This window comes from Desulfitobacterium sp., assembly GCF_035539115.1.
In the GTDB taxonomy this organism is placed as follows: Bacteria; Bacillota; Desulfitobacteriia; order Desulfitobacteriales; family Desulfitobacteriaceae; genus Desulfitobacterium_A.
The window spans coordinates 1-20,794 of the sequence record NZ_DATLJA010000047.1 but is presented as its reverse complement, the minus strand read 5'-3'; the positions used below and the strand labels follow the sequence as shown (position 1 = coordinate 20,794).

The 20,794-nt window shown below is 39.6% G+C and carries 23 protein-coding genes, 1 pseudogene and 2 riboswitches; of the genes and pseudogenes, 10 read left to right on the top strand and 14 right to left on the bottom strand.

Annotated elements, in window-relative coordinates; all coding sequences use genetic code 11:
• Window positions 1-126: 126 nt before the first annotated feature.
• Entirely contained in the window at window positions 127-711 is a 585-nt protein-coding gene (locus tag VM640_RS09100; protein WP_325391441.1) for a Swt1 family HEPN domain-containing protein, read from the bottom strand.
• Between the two features lie 8 nt (window positions 712-719).
• Complete coding sequence (locus VM640_RS09095; RefSeq protein WP_325391439.1) at window positions 720-1,352, bottom strand: DUF5343 domain-containing protein; 633 nt, start codon at window positions 1,350-1,352, stop codon at window positions 720-722.
• Window positions 1,353-2,160: 808 nt separating this feature from the next.
• Between VM640_RS09095 and VM640_RS09090 the strand changes: the two genes are divergently transcribed.
• Complete coding sequence (locus tag VM640_RS09090) at window positions 2,161-3,354, top strand: glycine C-acetyltransferase (protein ID WP_325391437.1); 1,194 nt, start codon at window positions 2,161-2,163, stop codon at window positions 3,352-3,354.
• Complete coding sequence (locus tag VM640_RS09085) at window positions 3,351-4,313, top strand: L-threonine 3-dehydrogenase (RefSeq protein WP_325391436.1); 963 nt, start codon at window positions 3,351-3,353, stop codon at window positions 4,311-4,313. The genes VM640_RS09090 and VM640_RS09085 overlap by 4 nt, the downstream gene beginning before the upstream one ends.
• A 133-nt stretch (window positions 4,314-4,446) precedes the next feature.
• Here the strand turns inward: VM640_RS09085 and VM640_RS09080 are convergent, their stop codons facing one another.
• On the bottom strand, window positions 4,447-6,093 hold the full coding sequence (locus tag VM640_RS09080) for an oleate hydratase (RefSeq protein ID WP_325391434.1): 1,647 nt from the start codon (window positions 6,091-6,093) through the stop codon (window positions 4,447-4,449).
• Between the two features lie 91 nt (window positions 6,094-6,184).
• Complete coding sequence (dhaS, locus tag VM640_RS09075; RefSeq protein WP_325391432.1) at window positions 6,185-6,751, bottom strand: dihydroxyacetone kinase transcriptional activator DhaS; 567 nt, start codon at window positions 6,749-6,751, stop codon at window positions 6,185-6,187.
• Between the two features lie 608 nt (window positions 6,752-7,359).
• On the opposite strand from dhaS, the pseudogene VM640_RS09070 reads away from it, so the two are divergent.
• Both VM640_RS09070 and ygiD read left to right on the top strand, forming a co-directional pair.
• Window positions 7,360-8,062: pseudogene (locus VM640_RS09070) on the top strand (pirin family protein).
• Window positions 8,063-8,098: 36 nt separating this feature from the next.
• Window positions 8,099-8,869 (top strand): 4,5-DOPA-extradiol-dioxygenase, encoded by a 771-nt coding sequence (gene ygiD / locus VM640_RS09065; RefSeq protein WP_325391430.1) that lies wholly within the window; start codon window positions 8,099-8,101, stop codon window positions 8,867-8,869.
• 43 nt (window positions 8,870-8,912) lie between these two features.
• On the opposite strand, the gene VM640_RS09060 is transcribed toward ygiD, so the two are convergent.
• The 5 genes from VM640_RS09060 to VM640_RS09040 all read right to left on the bottom strand — a co-directional run bounded on the left by VM640_RS09060 (window position 8,913) and on the right by VM640_RS09040 (window position 13,072).
• Complete coding sequence (locus VM640_RS09060) at window positions 8,913-9,362, bottom strand: HIT family protein (protein WP_325391428.1); 450 nt, start codon at window positions 9,360-9,362, stop codon at window positions 8,913-8,915.
• Between the two features lie 381 nt (window positions 9,363-9,743).
• A complete protein-coding gene (locus VM640_RS09055; RefSeq protein WP_325391425.1) occupies window positions 9,744-10,226 on the bottom strand; it encodes a BRCT domain-containing protein in 483 nt (160 codons plus the stop codon).
• Between the two features lie 11 nt (window positions 10,227-10,237).
• Window positions 10,238-10,387, bottom strand: a complete 150-nt coding sequence (locus VM640_RS09050) for a hypothetical protein (protein ID WP_325391424.1) — start codon at window positions 10,385-10,387, stop codon at window positions 10,238-10,240.
• A 19-nt stretch (window positions 10,388-10,406) separates the two neighbouring features.
• Entirely contained in the window at window positions 10,407-11,699 is a 1,293-nt protein-coding gene (locus VM640_RS09045; RefSeq protein WP_325391422.1) for a VTT domain-containing protein, read from the bottom strand.
• A gap of 275 nt (window positions 11,700-11,974) precedes the next feature.
• The gene (locus VM640_RS09040; RefSeq protein ID WP_325391420.1) at window positions 11,975-13,072 is read right to left on the bottom strand and encodes a cell wall-binding repeat-containing protein; all 1,098 of its coding nucleotides are present in this window, start codon (window positions 13,070-13,072) and stop codon (window positions 11,975-11,977) included.
• An 84-nt stretch (window positions 13,073-13,156) separates the two neighbouring features.
• Window positions 13,157-13,239: riboswitch (cyclic di-GMP riboswitch) on the bottom strand.
• A 311-nt stretch (window positions 13,240-13,550) separates the two neighbouring features.
• Here VM640_RS09040 and VM640_RS09035 point away from each other — a divergent pair.
• Entirely contained in the window at window positions 13,551-14,183 is a 633-nt protein-coding gene (locus VM640_RS09035) for a hypothetical protein (protein WP_325391418.1), read from the top strand.
• On the top strand, window positions 14,180-14,590 hold the full coding sequence (locus VM640_RS09030; protein WP_325391416.1) for a toxin-antitoxin system TumE family protein: 411 nt from the start codon (window positions 14,180-14,182) through the stop codon (window positions 14,588-14,590). Before VM640_RS09035 ends, VM640_RS09030 begins: the two co-directional genes overlap by 4 nt.
• 189 nt (window positions 14,591-14,779) lie before the next feature.
• On the opposite strand, the gene VM640_RS09025 is transcribed toward VM640_RS09030, so the two are convergent.
• The 3 genes from VM640_RS09025 to VM640_RS09015 form a co-directional block, all read right to left on the bottom strand.
• On the bottom strand, window positions 14,780-15,520 hold the full coding sequence (locus VM640_RS09025; RefSeq protein ID WP_325391414.1) for an amino acid ABC transporter ATP-binding protein: 741 nt from the start codon (window positions 15,518-15,520) through the stop codon (window positions 14,780-14,782).
• A 29-nt stretch (window positions 15,521-15,549) separates the two neighbouring features.
• A complete protein-coding gene (locus VM640_RS09020; RefSeq protein WP_325391412.1) occupies window positions 15,550-16,320 on the bottom strand; it encodes an amino acid ABC transporter permease in 771 nt (256 codons plus the stop codon).
• Between the two features lie 87 nt (window positions 16,321-16,407).
• On the bottom strand, window positions 16,408-17,253 hold the full coding sequence (locus VM640_RS09015) for a transporter substrate-binding domain-containing protein (RefSeq protein ID WP_325391410.1): 846 nt from the start codon (window positions 17,251-17,253) through the stop codon (window positions 16,408-16,410).
• A gap of 111 nt (window positions 17,254-17,364) precedes the next feature.
• Window positions 17,365-17,546: riboswitch (Lysine riboswitch) on the bottom strand.
• Window positions 17,547-17,840: 294 nt separating this feature from the next.
• On the opposite strand from VM640_RS09015, the gene VM640_RS09010 reads away from it, so the two are divergent.
• The 4 genes from VM640_RS09010 to VM640_RS08995 all read left to right on the top strand — a co-directional run bounded on the left by VM640_RS09010 (window position 17,841) and on the right by VM640_RS08995 (window position 19,861).
• Window positions 17,841-18,548, top strand: coding sequence for an IS110 family RNA-guided transposase (locus VM640_RS09010; protein ID WP_422653304.1), 708 nt, complete (start codon window positions 17,841-17,843; stop codon window positions 18,546-18,548).
• Entirely contained in the window at window positions 18,541-18,891 is a 351-nt protein-coding gene (locus tag VM640_RS09005) for a hypothetical protein (RefSeq protein ID WP_325391406.1), read from the top strand. The genes VM640_RS09010 and VM640_RS09005 overlap by 8 nt, the downstream gene beginning before the upstream one ends.
• Window positions 18,892-19,235: 344 nt before the next feature.
• Window positions 19,236-19,415 (top strand): hypothetical protein, encoded by a 180-nt coding sequence (locus VM640_RS09000; protein ID WP_325391404.1) that lies wholly within the window; start codon window positions 19,236-19,238, stop codon window positions 19,413-19,415.
• 8 nt (window positions 19,416-19,423) lie between these two features.
• Entirely contained in the window at window positions 19,424-19,861 is a 438-nt protein-coding gene (locus tag VM640_RS08995; RefSeq protein ID WP_325391402.1) for a hypothetical protein, read from the top strand.
• A gap of 221 nt (window positions 19,862-20,082) precedes the next feature.
• Here the strand turns inward: VM640_RS08995 and VM640_RS08990 are convergent, their stop codons facing one another.
• On the bottom strand, window positions 20,083-20,466 hold the full coding sequence (locus VM640_RS08990; protein ID WP_325391400.1) for a transposase: 384 nt from the start codon (window positions 20,464-20,466) through the stop codon (window positions 20,083-20,085).
• 86 nt (window positions 20,467-20,552) lie between these two features.
• The coding region (locus tag VM640_RS08985) for a hypothetical protein (protein ID WP_422653303.1) at window positions 20,553-20,794 on the bottom strand (242 nt) is incomplete at its 5' end.

Here is a 20,794-nt window from a genome sequence, read left to right as displayed (position 1 = left end):
GTTAAGTGAAGTTGGTCGCCCCCATATTCAGAAGTCGCCATGGACGGCGACTCCTCAAATACCGCAAAGTTATTCTGACAATTATATAACATGGGATAAAGTGACTGTTGAAACCATCCCCCAACTTTAAGCGTTGATTTGTCTTAACCAGTCTCGAATATTCATTCCAACACGACTAATATCATAATCATCTAAAATGCCGCTATGCATGATAACATTCCTTGAAGTTTCAACATCTTCGAATAAGTTCTTAACCCATTCTTGACTTACCACATCAGGCTCAAATAAGTTCCAATTGTCAGAAGAAGTCATTGTTTTCGCTAAATCTCCGAAATCTAAATATGACATCATTTCATCACCACAATTGACGTGCCATCGGATTTTTGCTTCCTTTTCTTTTCTACTTTCTGCTTTTGACTTTATAGATCCTTGTATACCTTTGCTCCACCAATCTGTTTTATATGCATCAACTAAGACTTTATAAACATAATCACGAGTGGCATTTTCAAAGGCAGTAATTGCTGCAAAAACAGTAATCATGCTTTTAGAACGCTGAACATATTTTTCGTCAATCTCATGGAGACTTAATTTATTTGCTACTTCTTCAGAGAAATATATAGCCTCAGGATGATACTTTTGGCATCCTGCCTTATCTAATGCCTCTTCGGCTAACCTGCCACGAAATACATAAGAATAAATATCACTTTTCAAATTATCACCTACTTTAAAGGAATATGCTTCGCCAAACTTGCAAATAATGCATCATAAATGCCTTCATCTCTTGTTGCGGGCAAATGTATGTGAATATTATAATTTAAATCAAATAAACCCCCACTTTGAGTTTGCACATTGGGTTTCGTTATCGTTTGATCAACTTCTCCTCTTTCTTCTGGTTCTACAACTGTAGCCGAAAAAGTGCTTGTCTGTGTCCAATCTGCATAACTGCACAAATTTATAAAGGTACTTGCCATATATGTAATTGTACCCGCTCCTTTTGAGCCATTTGTTAATGTTTTAAATTTTCCTTCAACTTCAGATTTAGACATAGAATATGCACTTGTGTTTAATTGAAACAAATCTGCATATGCTTCTTTAACTCCTTCGGCAACCATAATCTTTGAATTGCTTTGATCTAAAAACTTAAAATATCTGTTTGTAGGTACCCCCGCTTCATCTAAAAAACCAATTGATTTTAGCACACCTATAAACTGTCTGTCATTCGAACTAGTAAAACCTAAATCCTCAAAAAACTTCGTGGTAAATTTCGTCGGTGCTTGTGCATTTAATAGTGCTTCAAAATACTTTGGTATTTTTGTAAAGCTTCCTGTCATATAAGATGTTGGTAATGCCATAACGATTTCTCCTTTATAAATAATTTGTTAGTTCTTTTGAACTTCAAAGCACAACTTTTCCTAATCCGCGCCAGGACGGCGCGGCTCTTGCGACCAATTTCATTTAAGTACCAAATTTCCGTAATTCTATTCGTATAACCTCCAAAATTTGGAGGGATTTGCGAACCTATTTCCTCTATTTTACATTTAGACGACTTAAGCAATGGATCTACGGAGAATTCAGCTCTTTCTCTTAAAATTAAGTTTTCTTGTAAAATCTTTTTAACCTTGGTCAAACAATTCTTTTCTTTGCAAGTAATTTCAGCTTCCCATTATAGACATTAGCTAAAGTATATAAATTCTTACATTTTGAACAATGCCATACGCCTCAATCATTGACCTCTTCAAAAATAGTACCGGACACCCACATAATGAGATGACCACCCTGTGCTCTGATGAAGCTTGCTCGCCAAGGTGCTAACACTTACAAGATCCGACAGGAAAATGTTACTAAACCGTCTTCTTTAAGAATTCTCTTCCATTCATGGAAATCCTTCATATATTTGGATTTTTCTATTGCCAGTGAGGGACCAGACAACGCATACCGCAAGTCTGGTCCTTTAAAATTAATTCGAAGAAATCTAATTTTTATGTCCTTATACAGTGTACATTTTGATCGAATAATGATATCTTAAAAGTAAGGAACCCTTTATTACCAGTGCTCATCCTAAATATTATTGTCTACCCACGGCGTACATTTGTTTATTCCTCAGGGAGGGTCCTTGGCCTCTTCCCGAAAATGTTCTCATGATTTAAAGGAGGGATTACTTTGGGAAGCAAAGTTTTAGGGAGTTTTCTTACCGAGAATCTGACTGAGTTAAAGAGTAAGGGGTTATACAATGTGATCGACCCCTTGGAAAGTTCCAATGGTCCAGTGATTCAAATCGCGGGGAAAAAGTTCATTAATTTATCCTCCAATAACTATCTGGGTTTAGCTACTGATCAACGACTCATCGATGCCGCAACTGCTGCAATTAAGAAGTACGGGGTTGGTGCCGGAGCGGTCAGAACGATCAATGGCACTTTAGACCTTCATATCGAGCTCGAAGAAAAGCTCGCTGCCTTTAAACACACCGAAGCAGCCATCGCTTATCAATCCGGCTTTAACTGTAATATGGCCGCTATTTCCGCAGTTATGGATAAGGAAGATGCGATCCTGTCAGATGAATTAAACCACGCTTCCATTATTGATGGGTGTCGCTTATCAAAAGCAAAGATTATTGGATTTAAGCATTCGAACATGGCTGATTTACACTCGAAGGCTAAGGAAGCGAAGGAATCTGGACTTTACAAAAAAATCATGGTCATTACGGACGGAGTATTCTCCATGGATGGAGATATCGCACTTCTTCCAGAGATTGTGGAGATTGCCGAGGAATTTGATCTGATCACCTATGTGGATGACGCTCATGGTTCAGGAGTCCTGGGTAAGGGTGCTGGGACTGTGAAACAATTCGGGTTATCCGACAAGATTGATTTTCAGATTGGTACCCTTTCGAAAGCACTTGGTGTCGTCGGTGGCTATGTCGCTGGAAAACGAGATTTAATCGATTGGCTCAAAGTGAGAAGTCGCCCCTTCCTCTTCTCCACCGCCTTACCCCCTGGAGATGTCGCCGCTTGTATTACAGCCATCAATATCCTAATGAATAGCACAGACTTACAAAACAAACTATGGGAAAATGGCAACTATTTAAAGCAAGGGCTCAAAGCTCTGGGCTTTAATATCGGGTCAAGTCAAACCCCCATCACACCCTGTATTATCGGCGAAGAAAAACAAACCCAAGAATTCAGCAGAAAGCTCTATGCAGAAGGGGTTTATGCCAAAGCCATCGTATTCCCCACTGTCCCCCAAGGCGCCGGACGGGTTAGAAATATGCCAACTGCCGCTCATACCCGGGAAATGCTCGATCAGGCCTTAGCCATTTATGAAAAAGTGGGTAAAGAAATGGGGATTTTGTCATGAAGAAAATCCTAATTACTGGCGCACTCGGTCAAATTGGTTCAGAGCTTACGCAGAGACTTCGGAATATCTATGGGATTAACAACGTCATTGCCACCGATATTAAAAGCGACACACACAGCTGGCTTGCTCAATCCGGTCCCTATGAAACTCTAGACGTACAAAATGCCCAAGCGATGTTTGATATTGCCAAAACTTATCACGTCGACACCATTATTCATTTAGCAGCCCTGTTGTCCGCGACAGCCGAAGCCAAGCCACTCTTAGCATGGAACTTGAATATGGGCGGGCTAGTCAATGCCTTAGAAGTCGCGCGGGAACTTCAATGTCAATTTTTTACCCCAAGTTCAATCGGTGCTTTTGGTCCGACCACGCCCAAAGACAATACGCCCCAAATTACGATCCAAAGACCCATAACCATGTATGGGATCAACAAAGTATCCGGTGAACTTCTGTGCGATTACTACTTTAATAAATTTGGGGTTGATACACGAGGAGCACGCTTTCCGGGACTCATTTCTTATGTCACCCCACCAGGGGGTGGCACAACGGATTATGCCGTCGATATTTACTATGAAGCGATCCGCCAAGCGCATTACACCTCCTATATCGCTCAAGGAACGTATATGGATATGATGTATATGCCGGATGCCTTACGCGCAATTATGGAATTGATGGAAGCCGATCCCTCCAAGCTGATTCACCGGAATGCCTTTAATATCACAGCTATGAGTGTTCAGCCTGAAGATTTTCGAGTGGAAATCAGAAAGCATATCCCTAATTTTAAAATGGATTATAACGTTGATCCTGTCCGTCAAGCCATTGCCAACAGTTGGCCGAATTCCATGGATTCCACTGCGGCTACGGAAGAGTGGGGCTTTAGTGCAGAATATGATTTATTCAAGATGACTTCAGATATGTTGGAAAAGCTCTCTGAAAAACTAAGTCATAAGGTGAGCTAGCTCTCATCCTGATGTCACCCATCAATTCACAAGAGTATTAGCAAAAAAAGTGGCTCTAGCTATCAAAAGCATGAGCCACTTTTTTCGTGTAATTTAGGACCCGTATGGATTATGCTCTAAAACGTTGGATTACTTATCGAAACGAAGTATTCACTGCCTTTAACAAGGTACGCACGTCATGACGATGCGGAGTTACCGGGCAAATTTTCTTATTGATCCCAAGCAAGGTATAAACGGCAATCCTCGCGGCCCGGATTGAGTACTCCTCTGTGAATACCATGTCTTCAGGGATCTCAACAAACTGACTTATCAGGGCCAGATTGGTTGAGCCTTCAGGTACGACTTGCGGGCGGTCGCTCATGGCACGCGGCTGGAACTGCGCATCAACGTAAGGCATCATACAGGGGATGACATTAACAATCGTTTCCATGATCGTGTTAATGTCGCCTTCGAAATGCAGATGGTGCAGCAGCTCGGTCAACATTTCTTCACCAGTACAGTCACGCATCATCTTCCGTACGTAGTTTCCCTCCTTATCAGTATGCAAGCCATAGCCCCAGAAAATGGTCGTATCTTGCGGTTGATTTTTAAAGTGAGGCTGGGCAGAAACCACGATCGACATCAACCAATTGGAATCCTTAAAGGTCATCAAAGCACCGCTCCCAGGGATGTTACGGGAATACTTCTCAATCATTTTCAATAGTTTGTCCCCTTTACAGGTGACGGTGAAGGATTCCCAGTTCGTCTCCTCAGCCTTACCAAAGAACGGATTAGGGTTTCCCAACCCCTCTTTTTTGGCAGCGATTTTTGCCCAAAGGTCACCGGAAAGAGGATTCTTAACGACCATTTTTGCGGGAGTATGAAGATCTCCCAGGGTTGCATTATCCGTCATACAGCCATTCGTAACAATACACAAATCACCCTTATTCAGTGGAAGAAGACCTTCTTTTCCCTCCTGTTTATAGTGGATCGCTGTAACCGTTGTACCCTCACCCTCTTCAAAGTCCAAATCAGTTACCGTATATTTCAGGCTAAAATCCACACCAAATCGGTCCAAATAAACCTTTATCGGCAAAATAATCGACTCATACTGATTATAAGGTGTTCTCGTGACTCCCTCGAGAGTATTGATGCGAGAGTATTCAAACATCATGCGATTCATATAGCGCTTGAATTCAAACAGACTGGACCACTTTTGGAAAGCGAAGGTGGTTTGCCACATAGACCAGAAGTTCGTCTCAAAGAAATGGGGGGTCTTTGCAAACCAATCACAAATTCGCAAGTTATCAAGTTTTTCTTCGGGCGTCATCATGAGGCGAACCATGGCTAGACGATCAGCATTGTCAAAGCCCATCGATAGAACGTCAATGATTTCGCCGTCCTTGTTGACGAGTCTCGCATTGGCATGGGTTGGATGAGCATGATCGAAAGCAAGAATTTCCTCGCAGACTGAGATTCCTTCCTTCTCTAAAGACGGGATGGTCGCAAGAAGCTCCCAGGTGTTTTCATAAGTTTCCTCATTCAACATTCTTCCCCCGCGGCAAACAAATTCCTCAGTTGGATTCCCCGCACCATCATTACTTCCGCCAAGGATAGGCATTCCCTCCAAGATATGAATATTCTTTCCTGGAAATTCGCCATCTCTAACCAAGTAAACAGCCCCTGCCAGTGATGCTAATCCGCCACCCACAAAATAAACGTGTTTGTTATCATATTCTTTTTTCATCGCCATTGCCTCCATAATTTTCTTTCGATACCTTGAATATAATCCTTTGCTCATTTATTAGGTATCATCAGAAAATGAAGGCTGTATAATTTCCAGACAGTTTAGCTTAAATGTCGTAAAAAAGCCATAATAAACGGAGTGTTTATCACGGCTCATTTTCATAACGTTGCAACGCCTTGAGGAAATTTCCCTCAATCAATTCGCTTAGCTTTTCAATGATTACCTTGGGATCTTCCTTCATTCCCACCCTCATCCATTGAATCACTAGGCCCGTAAAAGCCAGGGTATAAAAATTGGCCAAGAACTTTTTATCCTCTTCCTTAACCTTCATATTATGAGCGACTTCATTAATTACACCCAAAAGCAATTCATTCGTCACCGAATAAAGATACATATCTAACTGATCTCTACTTAAGGAATTCAACGTATTCAGGCAAAAGGCTTTGTTCTCTTGGATATACACGAAAATTTTATAAAACCCATCAGTCCAGGTTTCATAACTCCTGTATTTAGCAATACTCTCTACCGCCTCTGTTTGATAAATCCACTCAACTAGAGCAAAGATATCCTGAAAGTGATAATAAAAAGTTTGCCTATTTACGCCGCAATTATCCACAATATGTTTCACAGAAATCTTATTTAAGGGCGTATCTTTCATTAATTCTTTTAATGTGCTCGCAAGCGCCTTTTTGGTTATTAAAGAGCTCGACATTTCATCACCTCGTAAAGCATAGCCATGTTCAACTAATTCTTGCAGTATCTGTATCTACTTTACATAGGTTACGCCTTTCTTGCAATAGGCTGAGGTTGGCATGGCAAGTCATTCTTCTGACTTCGATTATTTTCTGAAAGCTTATCGACTCATTTCATTAAGCAAACCGCAATTAGTCCTTTAATCCAACACAAAATATAACAAGAGCAGAATCAGTTGTAGCTTTAGTTCCTGCTTTAAAATTACTCACCCTATACTATGAAACATGATCCCAAGTTAAAAGGAGGACTAGGTTTGGCCGTGGTTACAAATGAGATAGTTGATGTCAAATCGATTCAAGTATGAGAAACGAGTCTGAGCCTTCATTCATACTCAAATCTTAACTTCGAAAGACGACTGCTTGATATTTTTTATCAAGCCATCATATACTCATTAAAATCCTCTCTTCTCCATCTTCCCATCACCCCTCAAGTGAATAATATTATTTGCCAGAGTATTTTCTTGACGAGATTAGGTTACATATTGTATGATGCTTACATAAAGTAATTATAAATAATTTGTAAGTTGAACGTTTCAATTTTCATGAAAAATCGAGTGGAGGAATAGATATGTTAAGAAAAGTTGAAATGAAAAACATGGGGAAAAGCGATTTAGGCTGGTTAAAAAGTGTTTTCCACTTCTCATTCGCTGAATACTATAATCCTAGTAATGTCAATTTCGGTGTTTTAAGGGTTATAAATGATGATATAGTGAAACAGGGAGAAGGTTTTGATATCCATCCACACCGAGATATGGAGATCATATCCTATGTAGTTCAAGGGGAACTTACCCATGGGGATAGCATGGGTAACAACAGGACGCTGACACGCGGCCAAGTTCAATATATGAGTGCAGGAACCGGTGTGCTTCACAGTGAGCATAACTTTGGGGATGAAGGCTTGAGGTTTTCTTCAAATATGGGTCTTTCCGGATCAAAAAGGATATAAGCCTAATTACGGAGATTATAGGTTTGAATGGGAATCAAGGAAGAACAAGTGGCTTCATATTGTATCCGGTCAGAATGGAGAAGCCCCGATCAAAATAAACCAGGACGCAAATTTTTATGTTCTGGAATTGGAAAAGGGAAATGAAATAAACTTTAACATTACAAAAGACAGACAAGCCTATCTGGTTCAAATTGAAGGAACCTCTATTATTAATAATGTAACCCTGGGAACCCGTGATGGCTTAGAAATAGTTGAAGAGGAAATTAGAATCAAAGCAGATGAAACATCCCACCTGATCCTTATCGAAATGAGTAAGTCAAACTAAAACTGGTGTTCAAAACCAGTGAATGAGGTGTTATATATGAAAAAGATGCCTGTAGTATTTATCGGACATGGTTCTCCTATGAATGCGATTGAGGACAATCAATTTACAAGAAATTGGATTAAAATTGCCAATAAAATCCCCAAACCCGAGGCAATCCTAGCGATATCGGCTCACTGGTCCACAGAGGGAACCCGAATCATGGACGATCCTCATCCGGAAACTATTTATGACATGTATGGTTTTCCCAGAGAATTGTATGAGGTAGATTTTCGGCCTGAAGGAGCCCCTGATTTAGCACATTTTACAAAAGATTTGATTAGCAAAAGTACTCAGCTCGATAATAACTGGGGAATAGACCATGGAACATGGTCTATTCTAAAGATCATGTATCCCAAGGCAGATATACCTGTTTTTCAAATGAGTGTGAACCAAAATGAAAACGCAGACTATCATTTTGAAGTAGGAAAAGAGATAAAAGCACTGAGAGAAAAAGGGGTATTAATTTTGGGTAGCGGTGACGTTGTGCATAATCTTTCTAAAATAAATTGGGGAATGAAAAGTGGCTATGACTGGGCCATTGAATTTGATGATTACATCAAAGATAAAATCATGAAAAGAGAGTATAAGGATGTTTTAAATTATAAAAAAGCAGGGACATCTGCCGAATTAGCCTTTTCTACTTCGGAGCATTTTGATCCATTACTTTACGTATTAGGTACTGCAGATGAAAGCGACCATCTTTCCATTTACAATGACACCTGCACCATGGGTTCATTATCGATGACAAGTTATTTGTTTATGAGCTGAGTTAACAAATGTTTCATTCCACTTATCCCTGACATAATGTTCATTAGCTTCGGTATGTTTTTAATATATCGTTCCGTATTCTTTTATTTAAATTTTTTATGTCTTGAAGCGTACCTCTTGGTGCATCTGGCCATTCATCCACAGAATGTCCCCAATATTCTCTTGGCGCATCTTTGTATCTTACTACAACGTGAATATGGAAATGATTTAATCCCTCGCCAATAACAAATGCATATACATGCGCGGCATCTATTATATTCATCTGTGCTTTGCTCAATGATTTTAACATCTTCCCAATGGCTGCCATTTCCTCGTCTGTGGCATCATACATCCCTCGAAAATGTCGCATACTCTCTACCATATAATAGCCCAAATAATTGTCTGAGCTATCTGGATGCCGTACCAAATGACTTACCGATACCATTGAGTCTTGAAAAACAATATCAACACTGTTTTTATGCTTTTCACAAATAAGGCATTTTTCATTTTCCATTTAATCATCCTCCTTTACCTTAACAAATCTAAAGAATCTTTGCTGAAGATAACCCTACGAATGTGAAATAGATGCATAGCAATTCCACAGAAAAGCCGAGCCTGAAATTCGCTTGCTTTTGCATCCAGTTTATATCTCTAGCCTAATTTACTTACCAAGTGACTAGTGCCTATAAACTCTGGTAGTGAGAAAAGGAAACTTGCGATGACAGAGGAACAACTAATCCATGTTTTAAGCCCTGAGTATGCCTCGCATAGTCTCTTGAGCCAGGAATCATATCATTAGTATGTTGTGCCACAAAGCCAAGGTTATAGATTACCCAGCCATTTTTAGGCTGGGTTTTAAATGTCTACAGCATTAGCCGTCCTTATCGGTTATATTTTAAGCACTTATATCTTTTCCTACTAAGTTTAGCATTTGCATAAAATCGCGGTCGGATATAATTGAAATGCCTTTTTCTTGGGCTTTATCTAACTTGCTTCCAGCATCTAATCCTACTACAAGCATAGTAGTTTTCTTTGTTATGCTATTGGATATTTCAGCACTATTCTTAATTGCTATTTCTTGCATTGTATTCCTTGGGTAATCGCTCTTACCTGTAAAACATACAACTTCGCCACCAAGCATATTTGTAGTGTCAATTCTTAAGTCAATCTCGTCTAATGGTCTTGCTTCAACTGCTCTTGGGTATAACCTACGTCTTGATTCAGTGCCTACAGGTAGCCATGTTTGAGGCTTTAACATTTTCAATATCTTATAGACGTTTTCAATATCAGACATAGCTGTATGTTGGACTTCATCAGCCACCTTGTAATGCTTAACTAAATTCTGTAGGGCATAACTTTCAAGAGTATTGTCAGCCATTCTTATAGCCCTCATAGAACAGTAGACTGGGTAAGAATCCAAATCAGTCCCATATCTCCCAGGGAAGTAAGAATCACCATTAACTTGTCCAGAAAGGGATTATGAAAGTAATTATTGATGAAGTTCAAAAGCACCATATCAAAACTTTGTAAAACTGTCATGCTTTGTCTTCTTCAACTTTTAATTTTTGCTTAATAAATCCAAACGAATTTTTGATAATGCCCGGAAAACTTCCATCAGCACAATATTTAAACTTAACCAGACTCCGCCAAAAACATAACCTGCTACAGCATCACTCGGATACTGAGCCTGAAAGAAGATTACAGTTAAACCCGTGACTACACAAACACCTAACGTCATAAAGAACAACAACGTTCCGAACCACCTGTTCTTGGCATGACGCAATACCATAAACGAGGCAAAACCATAGACAACTACGGCTAACAAGGCTTGTTGACTTGGAAAGGTGTACATATTTCCACTGGGACCCACGCGATGAAAAATAAGTCTCAATCCTTCTTCCAATAGTGCTCCCCCTAAAACGGTAATCAAAAGAAATCGCGTTTCAAGGAGTCGGTTCCTGCCTTTGAGGATAATCCAGGCAAATAGGAGTAACGTGAAAGCAATCAAGACTTCTGGCGCCGTTAGAAGCTTAAAAAGTCCCATAACAGAGGACCAGTTTTCTGGGAAGATCAAGCTCACTAAATACGTAACAATCGTATCAAATTGACTAAATTCACGGGCTAAAAAGTCTTGAATGAGTCCAATCAAAACGATCGATAAGCTAATGAAAATTGCAGCGACCCCAACGATAGCCACTTTTATCTTCCCAAGAGAATGAAATATTTGGATACCGTTTTCTAAAGACTTCATGATAAAGTCAATGATAGTTGCCTTATATCTCCGATAAAAATAAATACCCAGCAGAACGATCGCAAGAATAATCCCACCAATAATTAGGTATTTTTTGATCGAACCATGGAACTTTTCCCAATTTGATCCTAAAATCTTGCCTAAAGAGATAAAGGTACCCGTCCAAATAAAAGCTCCGATGTAAGCATTTAAAGCAAACTTCTTATAAGGGATCTTGGCAATCCCTGAAAAATAGCCTGTAATATGCCTTACCCCGGGAATAAAGTAAGCGACAACCAGTAGTCCATTGCCATACCTTTCAAACCATTGAGAGGTCTTCTCCAATTTATCTGGCCCTAAATGAATGTAGGAACCGTATTTTTGGAAAAAGGGAGTACCAAAAGTGCGGCTAATAAAGTAGGAAATCGTGATACCCGATATAACTCCCAGTGCTGCCACAATAATACTGATACCCCAATTCAACTTTCCCTGAAATACAAGAAACCCACAGTAGGTCATCAAGGTTTCTCCTGGTGTCGGAAAAGCAATAAGCTCCAGCATTAATGCAACAAATAATACGATATATCCATAATGATTGAATAGATCCGTTATGAAATTCATTATTAACCTCCTGTTAAGGCAATTTAACCTGCTTTATTTATAGACTACCATTTTCTGGTTAGTCGTATTCCGTTTAACCTCTTTAACCATTACACGTTTAGAACCAGAAAAGTTTTAGCTTATTTAGAAGAATATCATAAAATGCCTCATTTGTAGCATTCGACATTATCATAAGATTAACCCCCCCCTTATATAAAACATCACCCCAACCAAAGGCTGGGGTGATGTTTATTCTCGTTACTTATTCCACTGAACGGATCAGGCTTTGTTGTTAATTACTTTCCAGAATATCCGGGACCATCTAAAATAGCAGCAGCCTGTGCTTGGACTGAAGCCGAAACCGCCCCGCTACCCCCTAAGATAAAGAGAGTTGGATAGCCAATCGATGGATAAGAGACCGTTTGCCCCAGAGAATTGGTATCCGTTACAACCTGCTTGTCATAATATGAAGTAATATTCAGTGCCTTGACAGTTTCCGGTGGTAATTCGTCTGGACGGGTCAAGAATATTGCTCCTCCCCCTAAACTCCCAGCCAAGACTGCTCCAGCCAGGGCATCCGGGTAGTCTTCTCCCGTAGCTAAACAAATGAAAGCCTCATCTCTGCCGATGAAACTTGCCCACGATCCATTGGTATCATATTTGTTGGAGCCCAAGTATCCTTTTACGGCTTTGGGGTAAATTGAATTGATATTTTTCTCGATTTCTCCCAAGGTAAAAGCTGTTTTTTGCAAATCACAGAAAGCCTTTTGATCCGATGTAAGCCCTGTATCTGCAACCAACAAGATTGGAGCATCATTTGCTACTGCAGAAGGAGCTATGGTTAAGGCATCTGTAAAATTTGAGTCACTGACTAAAAAAACTTTCTTTCCAGAGTTTTTAATCTGTTTGGAAATAATCAACGACGTTTCATTTCGGTCCTTTCCACCTAATTGCTGAATATTTTGCACAGAGAAACCCATACTTGCGAGTTTTTGGGTAAAGCTGTTGGGAATTACTCCTGTACCTCCAAGTAGATAGACATTTCCACTCATCTTGACATGCTCTTGAATATAATTTAAAGTCACAGCACTAGCTTCAGGTGTACTATCCACGAGAAGAATCGGTGCACCTACCTGATTGGCTAAGGGGGCTCCTGCTAAGGCATCTGGAAAATTATTACCCGAAGCCAAAACCACATTTTCAAACTTTTGTCCAGTAGAAAAATCGATATTATGTCGCTTGGCCAGTTCATCCTCAATATTTATCGCGGTTTCATAACGCGTATTTCCATAAAGACGTACCTGCTGCGTATGATCTGGACTCGCTGCCGCCACACTAGCCGGTAAACCTAACGATAGTATAAGAGCTAATATTACCTCGAGAACCTTTTTCATCAATTTACATCTCCTTTAATTCAAAAAAACTAGGCTCTCTCCCATTAAACCATAGGAAAGAACCTTCGATTTTTCCAAATGGATCATGGCAGCCTGGCAATCCTAGCCGAAGCCTTAGACCCATAGCTTTGCGTCCCCATCTTTCAACGAGTTTACCCTTTATCTTTTTTGGACCTTAAACAATTTCAATTATACCATAGCCATGCTGAGAAAATATTCTAAATTTGTCGAATAGTTTAGATTTAGTAAATTATACTCATCTTCAATATCGTCATCTAAAATCAGAACTGCCAGAGCGACGAAAACGCTCTAGCGGTCTTATATCAACTCACATCCATTGAATGGATGTGTCGTCTCAATATGTAATGAATATTTTAGTAATCTGGGGAATAATATAATGATAGTTGTAGTTTTCTTATGTCAGGTTGCAGTTTTGTTTCAGTTACGATAGAATAGGAGGTGAAAAGAGGCGATGTATGTGATTACAGAATATGAAAAAGCTAAAGCAATTCAGCATTCCGAGGATTTCGCTTCCATCCTTGTAAACAATGAAGAAGGAGCATTATACTATAAAATTCTTGCTAACTTTATTACTAAATCTAATCCGATAAATGAGTTCAAATTTGATGAATCTATTTTGCGTAATAATAATGAAATGATTAATAGTTTGAGCGAAATGCTTAAGCATATGGTCATAGTCGCTACCGCAAATGATTCACTAAAATACTATACAACAGGCCAGCTTTCCAGATTCTTTGGAGTTTCAATTACTTCTATAAATAATTGGATCAACGAAGATCGCTTTATCGGTATTCAAAGGTCTACCCGAAATAAGCAAGTACGAATCCCTGAAAATACGATGTGGCGTTCTTCCAATAGTGAACTCATCCCGATTAAGGACGTAGTAGAGATGTGGGATAAAGAACATTCTAATCGGCTTAACCTTAACAAAGATGATGAATTAACCGCTTTGAAAAAAGAAATTAACTTTTTTGAGAAAAAATACGAGGGCTCCTATGAAAAAACGTTAAAACTGAAAAACCAGTTTACCGAATCAGAGCTTCTGGACAAGAAAGAATGGGAATATTTGCTTCAGAGAATTAGCAAATGATAGACTTACCCATTTCCAACTTACCCTTTCTCAAAAAAGCCTATTACGATATCATCCAGAGCGAAAAAGATACAGATCAGACAAGTAAGACCTCATCAACAGTTTCCCAAAGGAAAACCTTTATCTTCACTGATGGCTCTTACCTGTCCATTACAGAATACATAAAAGGTGAACGAATCGATCGTTACAATTATGATTGGTACTCTGCTAATAAAGAACCACTTTTAAAATTCCATAGCGAAGAGCATGAGGTTAAAAGCTATCAAACAACTACCGAGCCATTCCATATTCATGCAAATGGGCTTTTAGATGAAAAAAGACTGGCTAATCCTACGTTCCAGGATTTAGCCAGTATCATGGAATTTATACGCATCTTCCTTTTAGTGGTGAACAATTACGAAAAATAAAACATACATATATTCTCAACGAAATTCCTGGGAAGCCGTACAGAACGTAATGGCTCTACGCAACTTTTTTCCTGGCGTTTTATCTATTTTGGGCTCACTTTTATTGTAGCGTTTATAGGTAGAGTAAAGTCGTGGTTATTTTTTCTACGAAATAAAAATTAGCCCAATTCATGGCTCTTGCTGCGGTTGTTATCCATGGGTTAAAGTGCGTTTCAAGAATTCCCGAGTACGTTCTTGGGTTGGATTATTGAAGATTTGCTCCGGCACTCCTTCTTCTGCAATAACCCCTTTATCCATAAAAACGACTCGATCAGCTACTTCTTTAGCAAATCCCATTTCATGCGTAACGATCAACATCGTAAGACCCGTACCGGCAAGTTCTTTCATAACTTTGAGAACCTCTCCCACCATTTCAGGATCGAGTGCAGACGTAGGCTCATCAAACAGCATCACATCCGGATTCATGGAAAGCGCTCTCGCGATCGCGACCCGTTGTTTCTGGCCCCCCGACAATTGTCTCGGTTTTGCGTTAATATAATTTTCCATACCCACAACTTTTAAATAGTTTTGGGCAATTTTTTCAGCTTCTTCTCTAGGACGTTTGAGCCCTTTTATTTGTCCCACAACACAATTGTTTAAGACATTGTGATTATTAAATAAGTTAAATTGTTGAAATACCATACCTAACTTTTTACGATATTCGTACACATCATGTTTATCATCTAAAATATTTTCCCCCTGATAAATGATTTGACCACCACTTGGCTTTTCAAGGAGATTTATACAACGCAGGAGTGTTGATTTACCTGATCCGGACGACCCGATAATGCAAACAACTTCTCCCCTATTAACAGAAAAATCTATGTCTTTCAACACCTCATGATTACCAAAGGATTTGCTTAAATGTTGAATATCAATAACCTTGTCCATAATGTCCCTCCTTTATCGAATCGTCTGCCTTAACTGTTAGTCTTTGTTCTGCGCAGCATTTCTTCTGGGGTTTCTACTTGCATTTGATTGCCAATCATAATATAGTCGTCTGGACCATCTAATTTCCTTTCAAAATAACGCAGAATTCTGGTGACTGTAAACGTCATAATAAAATAGATGATACAGGCTACAAAAAAGGATTCAAAATATCTGAAGTTGTTACCTGCAACCGATTTTGTTTGGAAATATAATTCCGATACCGAAATTACATTGAGAACAGAAGTATCTTTAATGTTAATTACGAATTCATTCCCCGTTGCCGGTAAAATGTTGCGAATAACCTGGGGTAAGACAACATTCATCATCGTTTGAATATGATTCATGCCAATCGCCTGAGCCGCTTCGAATTGCCCTTCATCGATTGATACAATACCACCACGAACAATTTCTGACATATAGGCTCCTGTGTTAATGGATACGATAAAGATTGCCGCCACTATACGGTTCAAATCCAGACCAAAGGCTAACGCCGAACCATAATATATAACCATGGCCTGAACAATCATTGGCGTTCCACGGAAGAATTCGATATATATAGATAGGACAGCATTGGTTACTTTTAAAAGATGTCTTTTAGCTCCACGCTCAGGCATGGGGATCGTTCGAATAACTCCTACCAACAGCCCGATTATTGAACCTAAAATCGTCCCAATCAACGAAATATAGAGTGTCACTCCAGCGCCGCGAATGAACATGGGCCCGTTTTCTGAAATAATTCTTACAACCCACTGAAAGCTCATTTTTCTCCTCCTTATAATAGAAACATCATAAAACCGACTGCATTATAATGTAGCCGGTTTTAGTGATCATATTAAAGTGTTCTAACCTTATTTAGTGGCTGGTTGATTCTTGATTGCCGTATCCATAATACTTGCACGTTCTTGCTCGGAAATTCCCGCTAAGACCTCATTGATTTTAGGAGTGAGTTGACTTCCTTTAGCAATTCCTACAGCAATTGCTGTATCATCCGGCGAAGTCACAAAACCCTCTTTAAATTCGACCATTTTAAAGTGAGAATTCGCAGTTTGAGCGCTAATGGCTTCTGGCCGTTCTGAAACATATCCATCGATGATCCCAGATTCAAGAGCGACCCTCATTGCTGGAAAATTGTCCATAGCCGGTTGTTTAGCGACACCTTTAATTTGATCAATAACTGAATAGTGGAAGGTGTTTAATTGAGCTGTGATTTTTGCACCTTTGAAATCTTGGATTGAAGTCGCGCCTTCATATTTTCCGCCGTTTTTAACAACCATGACCAAATTTGATTTATAGTAGTTGTTCGAGAAGTCAATGGTTTCCTTACGTTTTTCGGTTGGAGACATACCTGCAACGATCGCATCAATCTTACCCGAAGTTAACGCAGGAACAAGACCATCCCATTCCGTTTTAACAATAACGAGTTCTTTTCCCATCGCTTTAGCAATTCTTTTCGCGATTTCTACGTCATAACCGCCAGCGTATTCTGAAGTACCCTCAATTTTAACCCCGCCATTGGACGCATCCATTTGAGTCCAGTTGAACGGTGCATATCCCGCTTCCATCCCAACCTTAAAAGTTCCATTTGTTGCTGCTGGAGCTGTTGAACTTTCTGGACTTTTAGTTGATCCACATCCTGATACCAGCATGATAACGGATAAGGAAATTACGAATAATAACGATAATTTCTTTCTCATAAATAACCTCTCCCTCGATTGTATTAAATTTTAAATTTCTCAAATAAAAAAGGCCTGAGATGAACTCAGGTCACTATTTGTATAGTTACCTATATTCCCCCTTTTAATCCCAAATGAGATAGCGCAACCCAATAAACCGGGAAGTTTATTGAGACAGTCCTGTAGTTCTTAACTATAGACCCAGCTAATAATACTGAGAATATTATTAGCTTCGGCGACCTTCCCTTCTCCTTAGTTTCTCCGTTTCTCAAACTCCACTAAAGACTGTTGAACGCCGCACCTCTACCTCACCATTAAAAGTGAGGTCACTATGAAATTAATCTCAGTCTACAACAACAAATTTTATCTGTCAACTTTCTATTGTTCCTTGAATTTCATAGGTTTTTAAAGCTCAAACGTTTTAAAGTAAACATTCATGAACTCGCAGTTCACAGGGATGGATGAAAATCAGGCATAGGAACCCATTCTACATCACCAATAAACTGGGAATAATCTTAATAAGGCGGGGGTACTGTTAGCCGTTTTTTTATGGTGGATTTTACCCCGGAAAGTAAACTGGCTCCAACAATCTATGAGTACAGGGGAATGTGCCAAGAGCACGTGTAAGAAATTTTTTTATTTTCTCCGATTGTTGGATTCGCCCGCCTTATTTGGAGGTGTGTTTAGTGGATGCTGTTTTGGAATGCTGTGCTGGGTTGGATGTCCATCAAGAAACAGTGGTCGCCTGTGCTCTCTTTGGTCCCCTTGAACATAAGCCGAAAAAGGAGATCAGGACGTTTGGTACGACAACTCCCGAACTTTTGGCCCTTGCTGACTGGCTGGAAGAACAAAAGTGTACCCATGTGGCGATGGAAAGTACAGGAATCTATTGGAAGCCTATTTGGAACATTCTAGAGACCGGGTCGTTTCAGCTCATCCTAGCGAATGCCCAAAGAATCAAGAATGTTCCGGGACGAAAGACGGATGTCAAAGATGCAGAATGGATAGCTCAACTTCTTCGCAGTGGCTTAATCGAAGGGAGTTTTGTTCCACCCGTAGAGATCCGTGATTTAAGGGATCTAACCCGATATAGAAAGAAACTCCTTCAAGATGCGACTCAGGAGAAAAACCGGATTCATAAAATTCTGCAAGACGCCAATATCAAAATTACAACCTATATTTCTGACATCTTCGGAGTCTCTGGTCGTAATATCATGGAGTCTCTTCTTGATGGAGAGGTCATAACTGCAGAGAAAATCACCAAGATGGTAAGAGGTAAGGTAAAAAGTAAAGTGCCTGGTTTGGTCGATGCTTGAAGGTCTTCATAACATCACATATAATAGTGTTAATCGAATAACCATGGTTTTGAAGCACGATTTCAATTTCTTTGACAGATTTCCGCATGATAACACCTCATTTTTGGAACATCACGAACAGGAACTCTTTAAGCAGAAGATTAGAAACTTAAGATATATCGAAATCCGCCTCATGCAAGGGATGGGGTATACTTCCCAGACAATTGAACATGAGCTAGGACTATCGAGGAGAAGAATAAAGGATACTTTGATGTATCAAAAGAAGAGAAAGAAAGATAGAGAAATTAGGTATTTGCTAGAGGTTCTAGAGACGATTCAAGAGATTGCAGTAACAGGCGATTAGTAATTTAACGATTATCAGATATGAGCATTTGAAAAGCCAGTTGAGAGTGATTAGGTATTGAGTTGACGCGCTATGGCAGGCAGTGTAGACTAGGCTAAATAATTACGTTCCTTGGCATCCTGAAGAGGTCATAGTTGTCGTAGCCGCACATGATTTATGATTCGATGGGGGAAACATGAAAAAGAAACTAACCATAGTCAGTAAACCTAGAACAAGATCCTTGTTCAATACAGACACTCAACCACATAAGTCAATTAAGGACTATACCAGAAAAATCAAGCACAAGCGAAATAGCTCGGAAGACGGGGATTAGAATAATTGACTCAAGATGGAGGGACATTGCAATGAAGAATTGTGAAATGAAGTTGAATGGCAATATATTGACTATAACGGTTGATATTTCAAAGGAATTTGGGAAATCAGCTTCAGGAAAAAGCATTATTATTAGTTCGACAGAAGGAAATGTGTCTATACCTGAGAAAGAAGATATAAAAATTGGTCTAAATATTTATAGAAAGCCTTGAAAACAACGATGGACTTATACGTCCTTGGCATCCTCTGGTCCATTGGCGGCCCCATCGAGGATAGATATCCTTATTTCATGCTTCGCCACCATGAACGGTATTTCCTTGATGTTGTTCGTGAAGAATTGAATGCTTCAACCAACGTTTTTGTGGGAGAATCCAGAACTGGCCCACAATATAAACTTAAGTTGTTTAATTTTGATCTATGCCAATTAACACAATATGGCTGGCAGCCACGCCTCTGCGAGCAGCGTAACTACCCTAATATTCCGGAACATGCTAATTTTATCCGTGCTTACATTGAATTGCATAGTGCATTAGATTCTCTTACTATCCGGCAACGTAGCAAAGAACGAACATCACCCCGTTTGCGAATCTATGGAAATCGATATTTTCTAGACGAGCTAACCGAGGTTTTGAGTATACAAGTTCAACATAACTCCTAAACGTGTTCAGAGGTCGACTAAGCAGTCAGAGTCCTGCGGCGTTCTCTACTATCAAAGTCGTCGGGAGCTAGAGAAACTGCTCGCCTATCTTTATCCCCACGGTATCCAGTGTTTTCATCGGGGATATTATGAACACTTTCGAAGTTTGCTTTAAGTATAAAGCAGTCATGAGCAACCGGCGGCTTGAAATAACGTAAGCGTCAAATTGGTTCTTTCCATGGTTAGTTGAGGACACGCCTTTTTTCTAGCCATAATAATTTATTCCTTAACATCTCAAAACTAGTGCGTCCATACATTATCCTCTTTACAACCTTAAGCTTATTTACACTACCTTCAGCAAGTCCATTATTATATTCATATTGAATAGCATTTTTCACAGCTGTAATATCTCGGGTTATGCCGTTTATAAATGAGGTTATTTCACGGATATTTAAGCTGGATGCCCTATGGATCCACTGTTCGATTTTGCTTACATTTTTATCCGCCAATATTTGCTTGAATTCAGTAACGATGTCGATGAGTTCCTTATACCGGGGATATTGACGATTCACTCTGTCTAAACATTCGTTGTCCAGTCCTTTGATTTTCTCCAAATTTTTGAACACTAGTTTTATTAACGATTTACGTTCCACTCATTTGGTATTTTCGGGTGCTCTAGTATTGGCATTGTCAGTATTCTGAATCCGCTTTTTCAGGCGTGCCCTATAATTTCTGAGGGTAGAGGAAGAACCCGTATACCCTTTTGACGGATTTCTGCTTCAATCACAGGCGAGGCAACGCCTTGATCAATAGGCCCATTTATTTCGCCTAGGTATGGATCTAAGATGCTTTTTCTCTTAACACTATAACTTCCATGAAGGGCTGTTACACCTTCATCTAAATATCGTGTAACCGTCTGCCTCGATAATTGGAGCTCTTTGGAAATTGCTCGTA